Origin of the sequence: Paenibacillus vini (assembly GCF_018403325.1) — a bacterium.
Lineage (GTDB): Bacteria > Bacillota > Bacilli > Paenibacillales > Paenibacillaceae > Fontibacillus > Fontibacillus vini.
Genome location: NZ_BOSL01000016.1, coordinates 35,586 through 56,064 on the forward strand (window position 1 = coordinate 35,586; position 20,479 = coordinate 56,064).

A 20,479-nucleotide genomic window follows, 5' to 3' on the forward strand; every position below is an offset into this window, starting at 1 on the left:
CCAAGGCATATCCAATGCCTGCGCTTTATGCAAAGGGAGGTGAAATTTCATGCCGAATCAAAAAAACAAGGCAGCTTCTCCTGGCTATAAAACACCGAACGAGAAGTATAATGCCGAGTTCGCTGAAGAATCCAATGCAACGATTGCTCAAAAAGTAAAAGCATCCCGTAATGCTGCAATGAACAAGGGTGCAGGACAACAACAACAATAATATTGAAGCATCCAGAGACGTTTTCCGCCCATTTTTAAGTGGGCCGGAAGCGTCTCTTTTTATTTATTTGGATAAAAAAGTAAAACCCCTCGGTCCCGAGACCGAGACAAGGTTCCACCTCGCGCCGCTGTTGCCCTTCCCGGGAATCCGTTACAATAGGTTTAACAGATTCAGGAATGAACCATTTGGAGGGAAATGCAATGAGAAACGGATTGTTGGGACGGCTGATAGGAGGCCTGGTGCTGATCTCTGTCGGCGGGATATTTTTATTGAACCAATTAGGAATTACTGACCTGAGCCTGGGTTATCTTTTCTCAACCTACTGGCCCGTGTTTTTAATACTAGGCGGGCTTAGCCAGCTCGGAAATGGGCAGTGGAGAGGATCGAGCTTCATCGGGAGCGCGATATTGATCGTTATCGGGGGCTATTTTCTGGCCAATAATCTTGATTTGATCTCGTTGTCGCCGGGAGATTTCTTTAAATTCTTTTTCCCGCTTGCGCTTATCGTCGGAGGACTGTTCGTCCTGTTTAAACCAGGCCACAGCCGAAACGACCGTGATCGGAATTTTCCGCCACCGCCACCGCCGCCGCCATCGAGACCACCGGTACCACCGCTGAATAATAAGTACATTCCGGAGATGGAATCCCCGCTGGATTCGATTTTTGGCGGGCTTGAGAAGGACGAGGCGAAGAAAGAAGACAAATTCAAATACAAGCATGAGAAACAGCGCTATGACTCGTTCGGGATGGGCAACGGTTCAACCGGCAAGCCAGAGATCGTGAACAAGTCGGGTTTCATTGGAGACGTTCACTTGGGGCAGGATTATTTTGAACTGCATCCGACGAACATTTCCCATTTTATCGGGGACACGATCATCGATTTAACGAAAGCACAGATTCCTTATGGTGAAACGAAAATCAACGTATCCGCTTTTATCGGGGACGTGAAAGTATTCATTCCTGAAGATATGGATATCGGAATTACCGCAAATTCCAGCGCATTTATCGGCGATTTGAAGGTGCTGAACCAGAAGCAGGGCGGATTCATGAGCAATGTCGATGCCCAATCTCCGTACTACGGCGAGGCCAGCAAACGGGTAAAACTGGTCGTGAGCGTATTCATTGGCGATGTAAAAGTGAATATGGTGGGCTAAGAATATGATAGTACAGCGGATTTTAAAGAATACAAAATGGGAGCTTCTGCTTTTCTTCTTACTGACAGGCAGTTTGGCGGCGATTACTCTCTATATCGGAACCATAACCGGGGTCATTGTCGTCCATGACTCCCGGGTATGGATTTACGATGTGGCGGGGGTCGTCGTTTTGACGCTCATTATTGGTTATGTCGCAGGGCGGCGTATTCAAGGCCGGATCGATCCGATGCACCTGAACATGCTCCAAGTGGCTAAGGGGAATTTATCCGTACGCATGCCGGAGACTGTCGATCAGACATTTGCCGGGGTTTATCAGGAATTCAACAATATGACGGATGCGGTAGAGAAAAAGATGCAGTTGCTGCAGCAATTGGGCGAGAAGGAAGTTATGGAGAAAGAACAGGCCGCGGAAAAGGCGGTTTTGGAAGAGCGCAGGAGACTGGCCCGTGATCTGCATGATACGGTTAGCCAGCAGCTGTTTGCGATTCATATGGCCGCTTCCTCCCTTCCAAAAGTGCTGGAAAATAACGAGGAGCAGGCTCATCTTGTGATGGACCAGCTGATCCTGATGTCCAACACGGCCCAAAAACAGATGCGAGCTTTGATCGCCCAGCTCCGTCCGATGGAATTGGTCGGCAAAACGCTGGCGGAGGCGCTGGATCAGTGGTTCCCCGACTATTGCAGGCAGAACGGGCTTAAGGGAATCAAGGATATGGATTTGCATGGCGACATGTCCGAAGCGAAGGAGCATCAATTGTTCCTGATCGTGCAGGAAGCCATGGCCAATATCGTCAAGCATGCGGGAGCCAAGCTGGTAAGCTTGTCGCTGCGCGAGGGGCCTAGGCAGGTGGTGCTCAGTATCAGCGACGACGGGCAAGGATTCAGCAGTACTTATCAGAAGCAGGGTTCCTACGGGCTTACCACGATGAGAGAGCGGGCGGAAAAGCTCGGAGGACATGTGGAAATCATAAGTAAACCCGGTGCGGGAACGACGATCAGGGTACATATTCCAAAGTTCGAAGATAGCAAAAGGGGAGAACGGGAATGAGCGATAAGATTAAAGTAATGATCGTTGACGATCATGATATGGTGCGAATGGGACTTAAAACTTATCTGATGCTTGATCCGGGTTTCGAGGTGATCGCCGAGGCTGCGAACGGCCAGGATGCGGTTGCCGTATTGGAGCGGGGAATTCCTCAAGGACAGCCGGACATCATTCTGATGGATTTAATGATGCCTGTTATGAACGGCGCCGAAGCCACCAAGGAAGTGCTTAGCCGCTTCCCAGGGATGAAGATTGTAATTTTGACGAGCTTTTTGGAGGATGACCTGGTAGTACAGGCTGTGGAATCGGGAGCGGTCAGCTATGTGCTGAAAACCGTGTCCGCGGAAGAATTGATCTATGCCCTGCAAGGAGCTTACCGGGGGATGCCGGTGATGACGGGGGACGTGGCCCAGGCTTTGACCCGGGGGCTTCGCCAGCGGAGCGTTCAGGGCGACGATTCGGGCATGACCGAGCGGGAAAAGGAAGTGCTCTTGCTGATTGCCGAAGGGAAGAGCAATAAAGATATCGCCGAGGAACTTCATATCAGTATTAAAACGGTCAAGACCCATGTCAGCAATCTGCTGATGAAATGTGAGCTGGAGGACCGGACACAGCTGGCGATCCATGCGCATCGACAAGGATGGGTCTCCGGCAGTTAATTTCTGATTATTTGATCTTATATGTTATTCTTTCGCTTTTATCTTCTTTTTAATTGTTTTTAAGGTACGCTTAAGGTTTATAGTACAAAATAAGAACAAGAAAACAAGATACCCCCTGCACCGTGCGGGGGAAGGAGGGAATATCACCATGGACGAGGAAAGAAACAAATCAGGTCAGCCTTTCGGGGATGGCAATAATACTAACGCAAATGAAAATAATTACGACAAGTCCCGGGAATCGGAAGGTTCGGGCTCATCATACTACTACTCGTACGGACCATTCCAATCCTATGGAAACGGCGAAGGCAGCGATCAAGGAAGTCCTTCTTATGACCGCCGGCAGCCGGAAGAAGTGGAAATCACAAGACCGCAACCGGTTCGCCCGATTCCCGCTTCTTATGAAATTCGTTCCTCTGCGGGCGGAGTCGGAGGCGGAGCGAACGGGGACGGAAGAGGAGCCGCTTCGTCTAAAAATCCGGGAAACTGGCAGTTTAACAAACCGCCTAAGAAATCCTCGGTCAAATCGGTGATTGCCGGCGTGCTGGCAGGAATGCTGATTATGACAGGTGCGATGGTGTATGCGGATCACCAGAACCTGTTCACAGGGGATCAGCCGGAGGCTAGTGTGTCGGCATCCGCTCCTGCTTCTACTAACAGCAGCAGTACGAAGGAGAGCGGAAGCAGTACCTCTTCGTCAAAGGCTACGCAGGCGCTTTATCCGATTACGAATCCCGGTGATGTAACTAATGTTGTCCAGCAGGCCGGACCTGCGGTCGTGAAGATTGAAACCTTGGTCAACTCCAGCAAACAGGGCAGCTCGACGAGTCCTTACAGCAACGATCCGTTCTACCGCTATTTCTTCGGTGATGGATACTCCGGCGGTGGCAGCGGCTCGGGAGACAACGGATCATCCTCGGGCTCCGATCAACTGGTTCCAACAGGCATTGGCTCGGGCTTTATTTTCGATAAGACCGGTTATATTTTGACTAATGAGCATGTCGTGCATAACGCCGATGTCGTTCAAGTCACGGTGCAGGATACGGATAAACCGTATGAAGCCAAGGTGCTTGGCACAAGCTATGAATTGGATTTGGCCGTATTGAAGATTGAAGGCGACGGCAACTTCCCTTCGATCCCGCTCGCGAATTCCGATAGTACGGAAGTCGGCGAGTGGCTGGTCGCCATCGGGAACCCGCAAGGATTTGACCACACCGTAACGGCCGGCGTGCTTAGCGCGAAGGAACGCGGCATCACGATTGCCGGAGAAAACGGCGAAAAGAACCGCGAATATGAGCACCTGCTTCAAACGGATGCATCGATCAACCCCGGCAACTCCGGCGGCCCGCTGTTGAATCTGAACGGGGAAGTGGTCGGGATTAACGTGGCGGTCAGCTCGGATGCTCAGGGCATCGGGTTTGCGATTCCTACAAGCACGATCACGGAAGTGCTCGACAAGCTGAAGAACAATGAGAAAATCCCGAAAAAACCGGTTCCGTTTATCGGCGCAACGCTGATGACGATGACTGATGAAGTTGCGAAGCAAATGGGGACCGATGTGAAGGAAGGCTCCGTCGTATCGGACATCGTATTCAAATCCCCGGCCTATAATGCCGACCTTCGCCCTTACGACATCATTACCGGTGCGGACGGCAAAGGGTTTGCAACCAAGGAAGCTTTGATCGAGTACATTCAGAAACAGCAGGTTGGCGACAAGGTGACATTTAACGTTGTTCGCGACGGCCGGAAGCTGGATCTGGACATTACGATCGGCGACAAAAATGAGTTCGCGAATCTCGAATAGCAAGGAGAGCCGTTAATCCGGCTTGGAAGAGAGGCGGCAGGCTATAGCCTGCCGCTTTTTCTAAGCTGTGGGGGCTTTGATCCAAATCGCTGATGAAGCGGAAAAGCCCGGTGCTTTTTGCTAGAATATAGATAGATGTATTGAAGGCGGCAGGAATGATGATCTGCTGATTAAAGGAGTGAGGGTTAGATGAGATCCGCAATTCTGGTTATAGATGATGACGAGAAAATTACCTCTATGCTGCGGCGGGGATTGGCATTTGAGGGGTATGACGTACATACGGCCCGAAATGGAGCGGAAGGCTTGTCGATGGTTCTGACGGCTGATCCGGATTTGATCATTCTGGATGTGATGATGCCGCAAATCGACGGTTTTGAGGTGTGCCGCAGGTTACGGGAAGGGGGAAGCACGGTTCCTGTATTGATGCTGACCGCCAAAGACGAGGTGGAAAACCGGGTGAAGGGCCTGGATACGGGGGCAGATGATTATCTGGTCAAGCCGTTTGCGCTGGAGGAGCTTCTCGCCCGGGTACGCGCCTTGTTGCGGAGAAAAGAACCGGCCGGAGAATCGGCCGATCATCGGCTGATATTTGAAGATATTGTAATGGATCTGGACTCCCGTGAAGTACTGCGGTCCGGACAGCGTTTGGAGCTGACGGCCAAAGAATTCGATTTGCTTCATTTGTTCATGCAAAATCCGCGGCGGCTGCTTACCCGCGACTTAATTATGGATAAAATTTGGGGTTATGATTACAGCGGAGAGTCCAATGTCCTGGAAGTATATATAGCGATGATAAGGCAAAAAACGGAGGAGTATGGCGGCAAAAGGGTGATCCAGACAATCCGCGGCGCAGGCTACATACTGAGAGGAGACTCCTAGAAGATGTCCATGAGATGGCGGCTAACCGCTTGGTATACGGGAATTTTGGCAGTTACGCTGATCTTGTTCGGCGCTTCGATTTATGGATTTGTTCGTTATTATACTTATGAAGAGGTCAAAAAGAAGGTCGATGATCAGGCCGATCAAATCCTTAGTTCGCAAAATGTCACGTTGACGCAGGGATGGGATCTTCAGTTGACCCCCAAACAGGCGCTTCGGTTGGAGGATGCCCGCATCTTCTGGCAGCTCAACAATTATGCGGTGGGATTGATGCGCCGCTCGCAAGGATTGCAGGAACGGGACATTGCATTTCCTGTACCGGCTATCGAAGATATTGGCAAGAAAGGCCTGTTCCAAAAGATTACGATTAATGGAAACTCATATATTTTGTACGAACGGGCCGTCTATCTGGATGATACGATTGTCGGCTTGCTCCAGCTAGCCGCGGATACGAACGCCGAGGACCGGCTGATGGAGCGGATGAAAACGATTCTGTTGATCGGCTCGTCTATAACCTTGTTAGTGGCGAGTACGTTTGGGCTATTCCTGGCGCGGAAATCGATGGCGCCGATCGGCAAGGTCATCGAGGCGGCGAACGGAATCCAGACCGGGAACGACCTCAGCGTACGGATCGATTATGACGGTCCGAATGACGAAATCGGACGACTAATCGGTACGGTCAACAGCATGCTCGCCAGAACGGAAGGCTTCTATAATGAACTGGATGAAGCGTATTCCGCGCAGCGGCGGTTTGTGTCGGATGCCTCCCATGAGCTGCGGACCCCGCTGACGACGATTCGCGGAAATGTCGATCTGCTGAAAAAGGTATGGTCCGGCGAAGAAGGGGCGCGCCCTCCTATGGACGAAGAACAGCTTCGCAGTCTGTCGTTGGATGCGGTGAGCGATATCGCAGATGAGTCGCAGCGGATGAGCCGGCTCGTCAACGACATGCTGTCCCTTGCCCGGGCGGATGCCGGACAGACGATTGAACGGAACATGGTGCCGCTTCTCCCTCTCGTTGAAGAAGTGGTCCGCAGAGCTCAGTTCCTGCCGCGGGAAGCAGTTTGGGTGCAGGGCGATCTAAAAGTTCTTGAAGGGGCAAGCATCATCGGAAGCAAGGACTATTTGCAGCAGATGCTCTTTATTTTTATTGAGAATGCGTTCAAGTATACGGCCGAAGGAAGCGTGACGATCGATGCGATCCGGGCCGGAGAACAAATCGGGATCCGGGTCGCCGATACCGGAATCGGCATGGATCGGAGCGAAGTTCCTCATATTTTCGATCGCTTTTATCGGGCCGACCCATCCCGTGGCGTAACGCCAGGCATCGGTCTGGGACTGTCGATCGCCAAATGGATTATCGATGAGCATGGCGGATCGGTTGAGGTCATGACCAAATTTGGTGAGGGAACGACATTTATTATCTGGCTTCCGGCCGTCTTTAACGCCTTGCCGGAATAAGCTATAATAGAGGAGGTTCCCTCCGTCAGGAAAACCGGGAACGAGAAAGCAGGGATACGACAATGGAAGTTATTAAAATCTCGCCGCGCGGATATTGCTACGGGGTCGTCGATGCGATGGTACTGGCCAGACAGGCCGCCAAAAACCTCGATCTTCCGCGCCCGATCTATATATTGGGCATGATCGTCCATAACAGTCATGTCACGAATTCCTTTGAGGACGAAGGCATCATCACTCTGGATGGTCCTAACCGGATGGAGATTTTGAATCAGGTGGAGAGCGGCACCGTGATTTTCACGGCGCATGGCGTGTCACCGGAGGTTCGCAAGCTTGCCAGAGATAAGGGGCTTACTACCGTGGACGCCACCTGTCCCGACGTCACAAAGACGCATGTTCTGATCAAGGAGAAGGTGGCCGAAGGGTATGATGTCGTCTATATCGGCAAGAAGGGACATCCTGAGCCGGAAGGCGCCGTTGGCGTTGCGCCCGATCGAGTGCATTTGATCGAGAAGGAAGAAGAGATCGAAGCCTTGGAAATTACGGCGGATAAGATCGTAATTACGAATCAGACAACGATGAGCCAATGGGATATCAAGCATATCATGAAAAAATTGCTGGAGAAATTCCCGGGCGCCGAAGTCCATAACGAAATCTGCCTGGCTACTCAGGTGCGGCAAGAAGCGGTTGCGGAACAAGCCGGTCAAGCGGATTTGGTGATCGTTGTAGGCGATCCTCGAAGCAACAACTCGAACCGCTTGGCTCAGGTATCAGAAGAGATTGCAGGCGTGACAGCCTACCGTATTGCGGATGTGTCCGAATTGAAGACCGAGTGGCTTAAAGGCATTCAAAAAGTTGCGGTAACCTCCGGTGCATCGACGCCTACGCCGATTACAAAAGAAGTCATCGCCTATCTGGAGCAATACGATGCTGAGGACCCGGAAACGTGGGAGATCGTTCGTACGGTTAATATGCAAAAGCTGCTGCCTCCGGTTAAAGCCGGTGCAAAGAGCAAAACCGAACAGGTTAGTCAGTAGGCTGACCGGTTCAGAACCCGCCAGATCAACCTGCAGTTTTAATATCATATCGATCAACAGCCGTCCCAAGAGTTCTTCGAAGGGCGGCTGTTTTTTTGTTTGCCGAGAAGGGACAGGGTGCATTTCCAAGTTTTGCGGGGTCCCCCGCGGCGGGATTCATGTTATACTCCTGATAGAAAGATTACAAAATTGTTACTATATGTTCATGTTCAAAAAGTCAGTCTGCAGGACCAAGAAGGTTGGATGAAGATAGGGACTGAGTAGCGGAGCTAAACGTTTTCGTAGAAAACGACTTCGTAAGCATTTGCGTATGGGGTACGTGAGCAACGGAAGGCCCGTCTGAATTCAAGATTCGACGTCGAATCCGCTTCATGATCTCCTTCGTCATGGAAAGATGACTTTTTGAACAACCACTATATGAATCTAGCTATCAAGGAGATGACAGCATGAAAACAAATCGATTCAATAAACTTATGATGACTGGCGGATTGACTGCTCTTTTGGCCGCTGGACTTGTGGTGCCGGCTTCGGCACAATCGAATACAACGTATACAACTTATACTTCTAAGACCACGTTCTCTTCGAACTGGAACACTTATTTCAACTCGATTCCTTGGAATGAGATATATAAGCAAATACCGGCTCAAAACGGAACTAACGGGAATTGGAATTTCCAGAATGGCTCTACTCAGAATGGAACAACCCAGAATGGTTCGTCGCAAAATGAGACTAGCCAGCCAGGTACTAAGCCGGACAGTAATTCCGGTTCCCAGACTCAACCGACTCAACCGACTCAACCAACTCAACCAACTCAACCAACTCAACCAACTCAACCAACTCAACCAACTCAACCAACTCAACCAACTCAACCAACTCAACCAACTCAACCAACTCAACCAACTCAACCAACTCAACCAAACACGGGGGCCAGCACCGATAAATCGCAGTTTGCAACCCAGGTGATCACGCTGGTGAATCAGGAGCGCGCGAAGCAGGGATTGAAGCCGCTCGCGGGAAATGCCGAACTTAACAATATGGCATTGGCGAAGGCGAAGGATATGAGCCAAAACAATTATTTTGACCATACTTCCCCGACCTACGGTTCTCCGTTCGATATGATGAAGAAGTTTGGAATTAGTTACAGCTATGCTGGAGAGAACATTGCCATGGGACAAAAAACTCCTGCGGACGTTGTAAAAGCCTGGATGAACAGTGAAGGGCATCGTGCCAATATTATGAATGCGAATTACAACTTGATCGGCGTCGGTTATTATAACGGATACTGGGCGCAAGAGTTCGTAGGCAGATAAGCAAGAGATTGTGCGCGGAAATGTTGGTTCAGCCATAAGTAATGCGATGCAATGTAATGCGAATATGAACGACGGTGCGGATACTTCCGCGCCGTTTTTTATTTATTATAGGCAGGTAAGGCTGCCTTCATTGGAAATATTCCAATGAAACTCCAGGAGAAGAGGGTATGACCATCGCTAATTGGATAAAATCCAATGAAAAAGCCAAGTATGCCGGATAAGGCGAAGGTTTTGTTAAAATGGTTGGATAATATCCAATCAGCGTCAATGAAAATGAGATTGGGCTGAATCTAATTGGAAATTTTCCAATCAACTCGTCAATTATCCAATCAAGCTGCCAGTAGAGAGGCAAAGTAATTAGACAGAGTAATTAGACAGAGTAATTAGATAGATTAATTAGGCATGGTAATCAATTCGGCTAAAAGGAATGACGTAAGGGGTTGACGAAACGGGCAAAAACAGCTATATTTACTTTAATGGATAAAAGCATAAAAGCGAACAAGCGTTCAAGCGCGATAGCGTACTCCATGTGAACTTATTAATGTTAATAAATTGGCTATCCCCACTAGGGGTATATTCCGTTAAGATGAAAGGATGAATGAATCATGATCGTTATTACTTCGAATCAAACGCCCGAGGAGCGCGTTCAGGAAATTATCGCCGTTATTGAAAAGGAAGGACTGCAAACCCATGTATCCCGCGGCAAGGACCGGACGGTCATCGGATTGATCGGCGCAATCGAGCCAAAGCTGGCTGAGCATTTACGTCAGATGAAGGATGTTGAGAACGTCATTAAGATTTCAAAATCTTATAAACTGGCCAGTCGCGATTTTCATCCGGAGAACACTGTCATCTCGATCGGCGATGTCAACATCGGTGGCGGCGACCTGGTCGTTATGGGCGGACCGTGCGCCGTGGAATCTCCTGAGCAAATCGACGAGATCGCCAGCTTGGTGAAGGCCGCCGGAGGTCAAGTGCTGCGCGGCGGTGCCTTTAAACCGCGTACTGGGCCTTACAGCTTCCAGGGCGTCGGGGTAGAAGGGCTCGTTATGATGGCGGAAGCGGGCAAGAAACATGGACTTCTGACCATTACGGAAGTGATGACGCCGGAATATGTGGATGTCTGTGCCGAATATGCCGATATTCTTCAGGTCGGTACCCGCAATATGCAAAACTTCGATTTGCTTCGCAAGCTTGGTACTTGCGGCAAGCCAGTGCTGCTTAAGCGAGGCTTCAGCGCGACGTATGACGAGTTTTTGAATGCGGCTGAATACATTTTGGCCGGCGGCAATCCGAATGTCATGCTGTGCGAGCGCGGAATCCGCACCTTCGAGACATATACACGTAATACGCTTGATTTGTCCGCTATTCCGGTTCTTCAAAGTCTAAGTCATCTGCCGGTCATTTCTGATCCGAGTCACGGAACGGGACGCAGGGAATTGGTTGAGCCTATGACAAAAGCGTCTGTTGCTGCCGGTGCGGATGGACTTATCATCGAGATGCATACCGATCCGGACAACTCTATGACAGGGGACGGCGTGCAGTCTCTGTTCCCGGACCAATTTGCAGCGTTGCTGCGGGATTTGGAGAAGCTGGCACCATTGGTAGGCAAGCGTTTTGATACCCTAAAAGAAGCAGTGCAAATTTAACCGGAAATAAGCGTTTTACTATCCTATAAAAGCTCTCCCGCATATTAAAGCGGGAGGGCTTTTATACTTTTTGTCGATTAGTTTGTACTCAATGTCATAAAACCTAACATCTGATATAAAAATACCTTACATGGCTATTGACGGCTTTCCCCGTGCGGTTTTATAATGACGACAGAATAAACAAAAAGGGTGAACATTAGAACGGATTTCTCGGCATAATGTTCGTGATTGGGAGGAATTTGTATGTCAGCAGAGTTGGTATTAAGAACAATTCAGGAAAGACAAATTGAGTGGGTCGATTTTCGTTTTGTTGACTTATCCGGTCGCGCACACCACATCACTCTTCCGGCTAAAGAGGTCGATGAGGATACTTTCGTAAACGGGGTCGCTTTTGACGGTTCTTCGATTCCGGGGTTCCGTGGGATTGAAGAGTCCGATATGGTCATGATGCCGGACCATGGCGCAGTATATGTGGATCCGTTTACCTCGCATCCGACACTGAATGTATTTTGCGACATTTTTACGCCGGATGGGGAAAGATATGAAAGAGATCCTCGCAGCATCGCAGTCCGGGCTGAAGAATACCTGAACGCGAGCGGTGTCGGTACTGCGGCTTTCTTCGCACCGGAGTCCGAATTTTTTATTTTCGACGATGTACGGTATGAGAGCGGAATGAACAAAACTTTTTACTCGGTTGATTCGGAGGAAGCACTCTGGAATACGGGACGTACGGAAGAAGGGGGAAACCTCGGTTATAAAATTCCGGTCAAGGGCGGTTATGTTCCGGTAGCGCCGGCTGATAAGCAGCAGGATATTCGCAGCGAAATGTGCCGGCTTCTTGAAGAGGCGGGCATTCGCGTAGAGCGTCACCACCATGAAGTGGCTACCGCCGGTCAAGCTGAAATCAACTTCCGTTTCGATACTTTGTTGAAAACGGCTGACAATTTGATGGTCTACAAATATATCGTGCACAACACGGCCATCCAGTTCGGCAAAACAGCAACCTTCATGCCGAAACCGCTCTTTGGCGATAACGGCTCCGGAATGCATGTTCACCAATCTATCTTTAACGGCGACACACCTCTCTTTTACGAAAAAGGCGCCTATGCCAACTTGAGCGAAACGGCGCTGCATTATATCGGCGGTATCCTGCACCATGCGCCGGCATTGATCGCGTTTACGAATCCGAGTACGAACTCGTTTAAACGTCTGGTTCCGGGTTACGAAGCTCCGGTCAACCTGGTCTATTCGAAGGGTAACCGTTCGGCTGCCGTACGTATTCCGATTGCGGCTGTAACGCCTAAAGGCTGCCGGATCGAATTCCGTACTCCGGATTCGACGGCGAACCCGTACCTCGCTTTTTCGGCGATGTTGATGGCGGGCCTTGACGGAATCAAACGCAAAATCGATCCGACCAAAGAAGGCTACGGACCGTTCGACAAGAACATCTACGAACTGTCGGATGAAGAAAAGGCGGGTATCCGCAGTGTTCCCGGTTCACTCGACGAAGCGCTGAGCGCTCTGGAATCCGATTATGAATTCCTGACGGAAGGCGGCGTATTTACTAAAGCATTCATCGATAATTTCATCGATTTAAAACGGGCGGAAGCCAGATCGGTAGCTATCCGTGTTCATCCTTACGAATTCGGGCTTTATTACGATCTGTAAACCGGTTAGAATCAAAAAAGCGATTGGACCAGGGGGATTTCACCCCTCAGTCCAATCGCTTTTTTGCCGATCATAATAAAAAGCCGCCCGGATAAACACTCGGCGGCCTTTTATTAAAGCTGTACTTTTAATTTATTCCCGCAGGACTCCCGGATGACAAGCTCCGGCTCCACAACCACGTTGCTGGTTACGGACTGTGTATTCATCAGATCAAACAATAAAGAGGCGGCAAGTCTGCCGATCTTATCTTTATTTTGCCTTATGGTGGACAAGGCAGGGCTTGTGTATTTACAAGCTTCGATGTCGTCGCAACCGATGATAGCGACGTCTTCGGGAACGCGGAATCCATGTTCCTTCAATGCCCGCATGGCACCGATGGCAATGAGGTCGGAAGCGGCAAAGATGGCCCGAGGCAGGCTGCCGGATTCGATCATTTTATTAATAGCCTCATAACCGCTCTCTTCGAAAAAGTTCTCTCCATTCACGAACCAGTTATCGAAAACGGGAAGCCCGAAACTTTCGATGGCGTCCTTGTACCCTTTCTCCCGCATATTCGAAATATCCGATTCCAGTGTGCTTCCGATGTATCCCAGCTCCCGATATCCCTGGAGGTAGAAATGTTCAACTACCTTATAAGACATTTTGTAATTGTCGGACATAATATAACCGGAGCTTTTACCCTTCAGTTCGATATCGACGCCAATGCATGGAATTTCGCTGTGGTCCAGCTCGCTGATCGACGGTTCCACTTGCTGCCCTGTAACAATGATGCACCCGTCGACTTGAAAGTGTCGGCAACGGGCCAAATAATCACCGTCAACAGCATGAGATTTTTCGTTGGAGAAGAACAGGAGGTCATAGCCCAGAAAGCCCATTTGTTTCTTAAAGGAGTTAAGCACCTCAACAAAGAACGGGTGGGTAAAGTCGATATTCAGTTTACCGGCAAAGATCACTCCGATCAGACTGGATTTCTTGGTGGCCAGTGTTTTCGCTGAGTTGGAAGGGACATACCCTGTCTGTTTCATGATTTCGTGAACTTTCGCTTTGGTTTCTACGGAAATGTCACTATAGTTGTTAATGATTTTGGATACGGTAGATACTGAAACTCCCGCCATTTCCGCAATCGTTTTTATATTGACCGACAAAAATTTTGCCCCCTCTCTTGAAAGAGAATCAAATCGGGTTATTCTTGTTGCGAAATAGGTTTCGAAACTATTTTCGTAATTTAAGTTTACAGGCTACCTTTAAGCAAGTCAATTAAAAAACGATGTTTATATTCCTTAAGGGGAGAACTATATCTGTTGATGGGATAAGGATTGAAGCGCTATCTTTCCCGAAAGGACAAGCGGTCTTAAGCAGGATGAAACCAGTTACAAAAAATATCTTTACAAACGTTTGGAATGATGCAATAATGTGTTTTGACGAAACCGCTTTCGGAGAAAAATGAGGATTTGCGAAACAACAGCACAGTTTTAACGAAAATTTTCGTAGATTAATCGCAAACCACGCCCGAAAGAGCAGTCAATTTAATTACCAAATTAGGGGGTAACAACATGGTAAAGAGAATTTCAGCCTTGGTACTGGCAGGCGCTCTAACACTCAGCCTTGCTGCATGTGGCGGCAATAACGACAAAGCAGCACCTTCCAATGAAGGCGGAAGCAAATCATCCGGTGAGAAGAAAGTCGTGAAAATTCTCCACTGGAAGCAAGAAAACATTAATAAAGCGATGGAAGAAATCAACGCTGATTTCGAAAAGAAATATCCGGAATATAAAGTCGAATACACGACTACAGGTCCGGATGACGAATATAAACAAGCACAGAGAGCCAGAATCACAGCTAACGATGTCGACGTTCTGGCCGACTTGTCGGGCATGAGACTTTCGCCGCAAGACTGGACACCAGGCGCGAAAACTCCGGATTGGCAGCAATGGATCGATTCCGGCCTGATCGCTGATCTTTCGGGTCAAGAGCTGGTGAAGAACTGGAACGCGAACGATATCGAAAAAGCCGGTACATATAATGGCAAGGTTTATGCCGTTCCTACCGGTAAAGTGGCCATGTCGGGTCTGTTCTACAATAAACAGATTTTTGAAGACAACGGTTTGAAAGTGCCTACAACCTGGTCTGAATTCCTTAAGCTTTGCGAGGATTTGAAGGCTAAAGGAATCACTCCGATCGGGGTGGCCGGTAAGGACGTATGGCCTTTGAAACTGCCGGTATTTGCGCTTCAAGCGAAAATCCTCGGTGGCGGCGACCAACAAAAATGGATCGAAGGCGTTTGGAAGGGCGAAACAGCGTTCAATGACGCTGAAGCCGTTGAAGTACTCGACAAAATGAAAACGATCCAAGACAACTACATGATCGATGGATTCATGGGAATCGACTACGCTTCCGCTCCTGCGATCTTTGCTACAGGTAAAGTAGCTATGCTCGCTGACGGATCGTGGGATGCTCCTACAATCGCTACGGCTAACCCGGATCTGAAATTCGGATACTTCCCGGTTCCGGCTACTGAAGATGCTGCGAAAAACGCTTCTTTCGTAGGTAAATACGATGTAACCTGGTATGTTGCTGAGAAAGGCCCGAACAAAGAAGGCGGACTCAAATGGCTGGAATTCTTCTCGCAGCCTGAAAACTACACTAAATTCGTCAAAGCGGCAGGCTTTATTCCTACCCAAGACAATATTTCCACGGACAGCGAATTTATCGATAACGAACTGACTCCTTACCTGGGCGATTTTGAATTGGCTTACGAAATCATGATGATCAACCGCGAAAACGTGGGCGAACATCTTGCTGCAGAAGGCGTGCATACAGAATATCTGGCACCGGGCGGACAATTTAAGACCGCTAAGGAATTGGCTGATGTGCAACAAAAAGAATGGGAAGCAGCAGCTCCAAGATAACTTAGAGAGACAATTATAAAGAACATACTGCCCTCGGGGTCTGCGTAGGCAGACCCCGATCATTTATTTGATTTGGACCTGCGAGGTGAGAGAGATGTATCCATTTGGCAAAGGCTTTGCAAGATATATACCGTTTTTATTACTGCTGATCCCTATGGGATTGTACCTTGTCTTTTATTTTGGACCCTCCGTAATGACCGTGATTTATTCCTTTACCGACGTAAAAAACATCCCCGGCAGTTCCATGAAATTTGTCGGCCTGGAAAATTATTATGATCTATTTTACTCCGGAAACTCTGGAGAACGCTGGCGCTCCATTATTAATACATTAATCTTCATGTTTATCGTTACCATCGTTCAGAACGGAGTCGCTTTGTTCATTGCCGTACTGATTAACCAACGGCTTCGCGGCGACTATTTCTACCGTGCCGTCTTCTTCTTGCCGGTCGTACTGGGTGTAGCTGTCGTTGCTCTGATCTGGAGCATGATGTTCGACCCGATGAGCGGTCCGGTAAATATGCTGTACGAGTGGCTGTTCGGATATAAAGATATGTTTTTTGCCAGCTTTACGCATGCGTTCGGATACATTATTTTTGTGCAAATCTGGATGTACATGGGCTACTCCATGCTGATCTTCCTGGCTGGCTTGCAGTCGGTGCCGAAGGATTTGTATGAAGCCGGTTATATCGACGGTACGAACAAATGGCAATCTTTCCGTCATATCACATTCCCGTTGATCGCTCCTTCCTTTACCGTAAACATGCTGCTTTCGATTATCGGCGCGATGTCCACGTTCGATATCATTCTGGCTACGACGGATGGACGATTTAACACAAGAACGATGGCTTATGACGTTTATAAAGAAACCTTCCGAGGCAGCCTTGAGATGGGACTTCCATCCGCATTGTCTGTCGTTCAGTTCCTGATCATTCTCGTCTTCGTCGTTGTTGCGGTGAGACAGACGCGTAAGAGAGAGGTGGAATATTAATCATGAAAAATTCCAAATCGTTTACAGTCCTGTCCTACGCTGTCATTGCTTTATTGCTGGTTTTATATGTGGTACCGCTAATTCTCGTACTCAATGTTTCCATTAAATCCTACCCCGAATATTTGATGAATCCGATCGGCCTCGTCAAAGAAATCCAGTGGAGCAATTACGCTACCGCATGGACAGAGGGGAATTTTGCTAACTATTTCCTGAACAGCGTGATCTATACCGGGGTGGCAACCGTGTTGACCATCATTGTGTCTGTTATGGGCGCTTTCCCGGTAGCCCGCGGTTATGTCAAATGGGCCGGGTTCATCTATTTGTTCTTCCTGTTGTCCCAATTTCTGCCCAACCCGATGGTTGCCCAGTATAAGCTCATGTTATCGATGCGCGAAAGTCTGGACATGTTCGGCTATGACACCAAGCTGGGATATATCATTCTCAAAACGTCAGGTACCGGCGTCGTCTTCATGATGTTTGTCGGTTATATCAAATCGATCAGCCGGGAACTGGATGAAGCGGCCGGGATGGACGGATCGGGTTATCTCCGTTATTTGTTCCAAATGATTCTGCCGCTGATGAAACCGGTTATCGCTACCGGCGTTATTTTGACGGCTATCGGTATCTGGAATGACTTTGTCGGCCCGATCATGTATCTGCCAAGTAAAGTCAACTATCCAATCACTTTCGGTCTGAAGGAATTCAAAGGTCAATACGGCAACAACTGGCCGCTCTTGGCCTGCGGTATCACCATTGTGGCAGCCCCGTTAATCGTGCTGTATACCTTCATTCAAAAATATCTCGTGGACGGAGCGCTTGCGGGAGCGGTTAAATCCTGAAGTTGTTCCACGGAACAGAATCCCGCATACCTTCGTAGAGCGGGATTCATTTTTGCCTGAAACAGGAGTCCGGCCGATATGGACGGATTTAATGTTTACGATATCCAAGGGAGAGGGAGAATCACATGAAGAGCAAAAAGTGGGAGTTTCTAGGTAGTCAGGGCCAATTTAAGCTGGAGCAGCCGGAAAAAAGCAGTTATTTGTATTTTCCGCTGGTCAACGAAGCGGGAATGATGTCCGCTATCACGCCTAATTTACACGGAGAAATGACCTCCGGCCACAATTCGTTTTTGATGGAGCCGGTATCGGTGCTGGATCTTCATAATTCCAAAGCTTCAAGAAACTTTTGGGTGTACCTGGAGGGAAGCGGTGCCTGGTCCGTGAGTGGGAATTCGGCCAAGCAAAATGCTGCGTTATTCTCCGGTAGCGAAGAGAAGAGCGAACTTGAGGGAGGCTTTCTTTGGCATAAAGTAACCCGGGAGCATGCGACTGCCGGCTTGCGGGCCGAAACGGTCAATTTTGTGCCTGTTACGGACGACAAAATCGAACTTATGAAAGTGAAGCTGACCAATACAGGAACATCCCCGCTTCGGCTAACTCCGACTGCGGCGATTCCGATCTATGGGCGGTCGGCGGATGACCTCCGCGATCATCGTCACGTTACTTCCTTGCTGCATCGCACCTTCACTTCGCAACACGGTGTCGAAGTCCAGCCGGCGCTTTCTTTTGACGAGCGGGGACATCGCGTCAATAAGATGACTTACGGCGTGTTCGGCGCCGGTGCAAGCGGAGAGGTCCCTGTAGGCTTCTTCCCGGAAACCGAAGGCTTTACAGGTGAGGGCGGTGCCCTAGATTGGCCGGAAGCCGTAGTAGCAAACCTGGAACCGGCTGTAAAGGCCGGAGCCGAGCTCGAAGGCTTTGAAGCGACCGGGGCTCTTCGTTTCGAAGAGGTTACCCTTGCTCCGGGGCAAGCTGTGTCCTATGTTATCGCGATGATCATCGCCGATGACCGGATCGATCAGGAGCGGATTGCCGCCGACTATTTGTCGGAAGCGCGTTTCGATGAACTGCTTGGTCAGAATGAAGCCTATTGGCAGGCCAAGCTGGATACGGTTACCTTCCATACCGGCGATAAAGAGCAGGATATGTGGATGAAATGGGTAACCCTTCAGCCGATTTTGCGGCGTCTCTACGGCAACTCCTTCCTCCCTTACCATGACTATGGCCGTGGGGGAAGAGGCTGGCGCGATTTGTGGCAGGATTGCCTGGCCCTTATGGTCATGGAGCCTGCGGAGGTCCGGAACTTGCTGCTTAACAACTATGCGGGTGTCCGGATGGATGGCAGCAACGCGACCATTATCGGATCGAAACCCGGCGAGTTCGTAGCGGACCGCAACAACATTCCTCGCGTCTGGATGGATCATGGGGCTTGGCCGCTGCTGACGACGCTGCTGTACATTCATCAAAGCGGGGACTTGGAGCTGCTGCTTCAACCGCAGACCTATTTCCGCGACGTATTCGTCAAACGCTGCAAGGAACGTGATTTGACGTGGACTCCGGAGCAAGGAAACAAGCTGCTGACCGGGGACGGGAAAGTCTATGAAGGAACGATCCTGGAGCATATCCTGCTGCAAAATGTGACTCCGTTCTTCCATGTTGGAGAACACGGCAACATCCTGCTGGAGGGCGCCGATTGGAACGACGGCCTTGACTTGGCGCCGAACCGCGGCGAAAGCGTGGCGTTTACGGCTTTCTATGCGAGCAATCTGCTTGAGCTTTCTGAGCTGTTGCTAGAGATGAATGAGAAGACCGGCCAGGATTCCGTGGAGATCGCCGAAGAAATGGCGGTTCTGTTCGACACCTTATGTAATCCGGTAGCTTACGACAGCATTGCCGATAAACGGGCTTTGCTGCAGCGTTATTACGATTCCATTGTTCCTTCTGTTTCCGGAGCGAAGGTGAAGCTGGATATCCGTCAGGTCGCTGAAGACTTGAAGCGTAAGGGCGAATGGGCGATGGAGCATCTGCGCCGGAACGAATGGATCAAGAACAAGGAAGGCCATGAATGGTTTAACGGGTACTATAACGATCATGCCGAGCGGGTAGAGGGAGATCAGCCTAGCGGGGTACGGATGACATTGACGGGCCAAGTGTTCACGATCATGGGCGGCGTCGCCACTGAAGAACAGATCGGTAAAATATCCTCCGCCGTGAACCGTTATTTGAAAGACGACAAGATCGGATACCGTTTGAATTCCCGGTTTGGTGGTATTCAGCAGGATCTGGGACGGGCGTTTGGCTTCGCCTTCGGACATAAGGAGAACGGCGCAATGTTCAGTCATATGACCGTGATGTATGCGAACGCATTGTATAAGCGCGGTTTTGTGAAGGAGGGCTTCGACGTCCTGGACTCCATATACAAACTGTCCGCCGACTTTGAGCAAAGCCGCATGTATCCGGGAATCCCGGAGTATATCAACGAAAAAGGACGCGGCATGTACACGTATCTGACCGGATCGGCCAGTTGGCTGTTGCTGACCCAGTTGACGGAAGTGTTCGGGGTCAAGGGCTATTACGGCGATTTGCAGTTGGAGCCGAAATTGATGAAACCGCAGTTTGACGTGGACGGTAAAGCTTCCGTTGAGACGTTGTTTGCCGGACGTATGCTGCGTCTCGTTTATTGTAATCCTCAAGGAGCCGATTACGGAGCATATCGCATTCAATCCGTTACCTTGAACGGGGAGTCGCTTCCTTTCGTCGTTTCGGGAGAAGGCTGCCTGATTCAACGGAGCGCGATCGAAAAGCTTTCGGAAGACGGATTGCATGAGCTTGAAATTGTATTGGGGCAATAAAGCCCGTTAGTGATTTTGGG

At 49.5% G+C, this 20,479-nt stretch carries 16 protein-coding genes; 15 read left to right on the top strand and 1 reads right to left on the bottom strand.

All coding sequences use genetic code 11. From position 1 onward, the window contains the following. Positions 1-49: 49 nt before the first annotated feature. From KJS57_RS20685 to glnA, 11 genes are all read left to right on the top strand, one after another. Complete coding sequence (locus KJS57_RS20685) at positions 50-211, top strand: hypothetical protein (RefSeq protein ID WP_213656203.1); 162 nt, start codon at positions 50-52, stop codon at positions 209-211. Positions 212-411: 200 nt separating this feature from the next. Continuing rightward, positions 412-1,365 carry a cell wall-active antibiotics response protein LiaF gene (liaF, locus tag KJS57_RS20690; RefSeq protein ID WP_211022140.1) on the top strand — a complete coding sequence of 318 codons (954 nt, stop codon included), beginning with the start codon at positions 412-414 and terminating at the stop codon, positions 1,363-1,365. Between the two features lie 4 nt (positions 1,366-1,369). Then, entirely contained in the window at positions 1,370-2,413 is a 1,044-nt protein-coding gene (locus KJS57_RS20695; RefSeq protein WP_211022141.1) for a sensor histidine kinase, read from the top strand. Beyond that, positions 2,410-3,069, top strand: a complete 660-nt coding sequence (locus KJS57_RS20700; RefSeq protein WP_211022142.1) for a response regulator — start codon at positions 2,410-2,412, stop codon at positions 3,067-3,069. The genes KJS57_RS20695 and KJS57_RS20700 overlap by 4 nt, the downstream gene beginning before the upstream one ends. Positions 3,070-3,217: 148 nt before the next feature. Further along, positions 3,218-4,870 (top strand): S1C family serine protease, encoded by a 1,653-nt coding sequence (locus KJS57_RS20705; protein WP_213656204.1) that lies wholly within the window; start codon positions 3,218-3,220, stop codon positions 4,868-4,870. A 189-nt stretch (positions 4,871-5,059) separates the two neighbouring features. Continuing rightward, positions 5,060-5,749, top strand: coding sequence for a response regulator transcription factor (locus KJS57_RS20710; protein WP_211022144.1), 690 nt, complete (start codon positions 5,060-5,062; stop codon positions 5,747-5,749). Positions 5,750-5,752: 3 nt separating this feature from the next. Continuing rightward, positions 5,753-7,210, top strand: a complete 1,458-nt coding sequence (locus KJS57_RS20715; protein ID WP_211022145.1) for a sensor histidine kinase — start codon at positions 5,753-5,755, stop codon at positions 7,208-7,210. Positions 7,211-7,272: 62 nt separating this feature from the next. Next, a complete protein-coding gene (locus tag KJS57_RS20720; protein WP_213656205.1) occupies positions 7,273-8,244 on the top strand; it encodes a 4-hydroxy-3-methylbut-2-enyl diphosphate reductase in 972 nt (323 codons plus the stop codon). A gap of 446 nt (positions 8,245-8,690) precedes the next feature. Further along, positions 8,691-9,554, top strand: coding sequence for a CAP domain-containing protein (locus KJS57_RS20725; protein ID WP_213656207.1), 864 nt, complete (start codon positions 8,691-8,693; stop codon positions 9,552-9,554). Positions 9,555-10,159: 605 nt separating this feature from the next. Next, positions 10,160-11,203: a 3-deoxy-7-phosphoheptulonate synthase gene (gene aroF, locus KJS57_RS20730; RefSeq protein WP_211025235.1), complete on the top strand. Its 1,044-nt coding sequence runs from the start codon at positions 10,160-10,162 to the stop codon at positions 11,201-11,203. A gap of 243 nt (positions 11,204-11,446) precedes the next feature. Then, a complete protein-coding gene (glnA, locus tag KJS57_RS20735) occupies positions 11,447-12,871 on the top strand; it encodes a type I glutamate--ammonia ligase (RefSeq protein ID WP_213656208.1) in 1,425 nt (474 codons plus the stop codon). Positions 12,872-12,984: 113 nt separating this feature from the next. Here the strand turns inward: glnA and KJS57_RS20740 are convergent, their stop codons facing one another. Then, positions 12,985-13,986, bottom strand: coding sequence for a LacI family DNA-binding transcriptional regulator (locus tag KJS57_RS20740; RefSeq protein ID WP_373316848.1), 1,002 nt, complete (start codon positions 13,984-13,986; stop codon positions 12,985-12,987). Between the two features lie 438 nt (positions 13,987-14,424). Between KJS57_RS20740 and KJS57_RS20745 the strand changes: the two genes are divergently transcribed. From KJS57_RS20745 to KJS57_RS20760, 4 genes are all read left to right on the top strand, one after another. Next, positions 14,425-15,780, top strand: coding sequence for an ABC transporter substrate-binding protein (locus KJS57_RS20745; protein WP_211025241.1), 1,356 nt, complete (start codon positions 14,425-14,427; stop codon positions 15,778-15,780). A 94-nt stretch (positions 15,781-15,874) separates the two neighbouring features. Then, positions 15,875-16,768 carry a carbohydrate ABC transporter permease gene (locus KJS57_RS20750; RefSeq protein ID WP_211025243.1) on the top strand — a complete coding sequence of 298 codons (894 nt, stop codon included), beginning with the start codon at positions 15,875-15,877 and terminating at the stop codon, positions 16,766-16,768. 2 nt (positions 16,769-16,770) lie between these two features. Then, on the top strand, positions 16,771-17,607 hold the full coding sequence (locus KJS57_RS20755) for a carbohydrate ABC transporter permease (protein WP_213656210.1): 837 nt from the start codon (positions 16,771-16,773) through the stop codon (positions 17,605-17,607). Positions 17,608-17,732: 125 nt separating this feature from the next. Continuing rightward, the gene (locus KJS57_RS20760; RefSeq protein WP_213656211.1) at positions 17,733-20,459 is read left to right on the top strand and encodes a GH36-type glycosyl hydrolase domain-containing protein; all 2,727 of its coding nucleotides are present in this window, start codon (positions 17,733-17,735) and stop codon (positions 20,457-20,459) included. Positions 20,460-20,479: the final 20 nt, after the last annotated feature.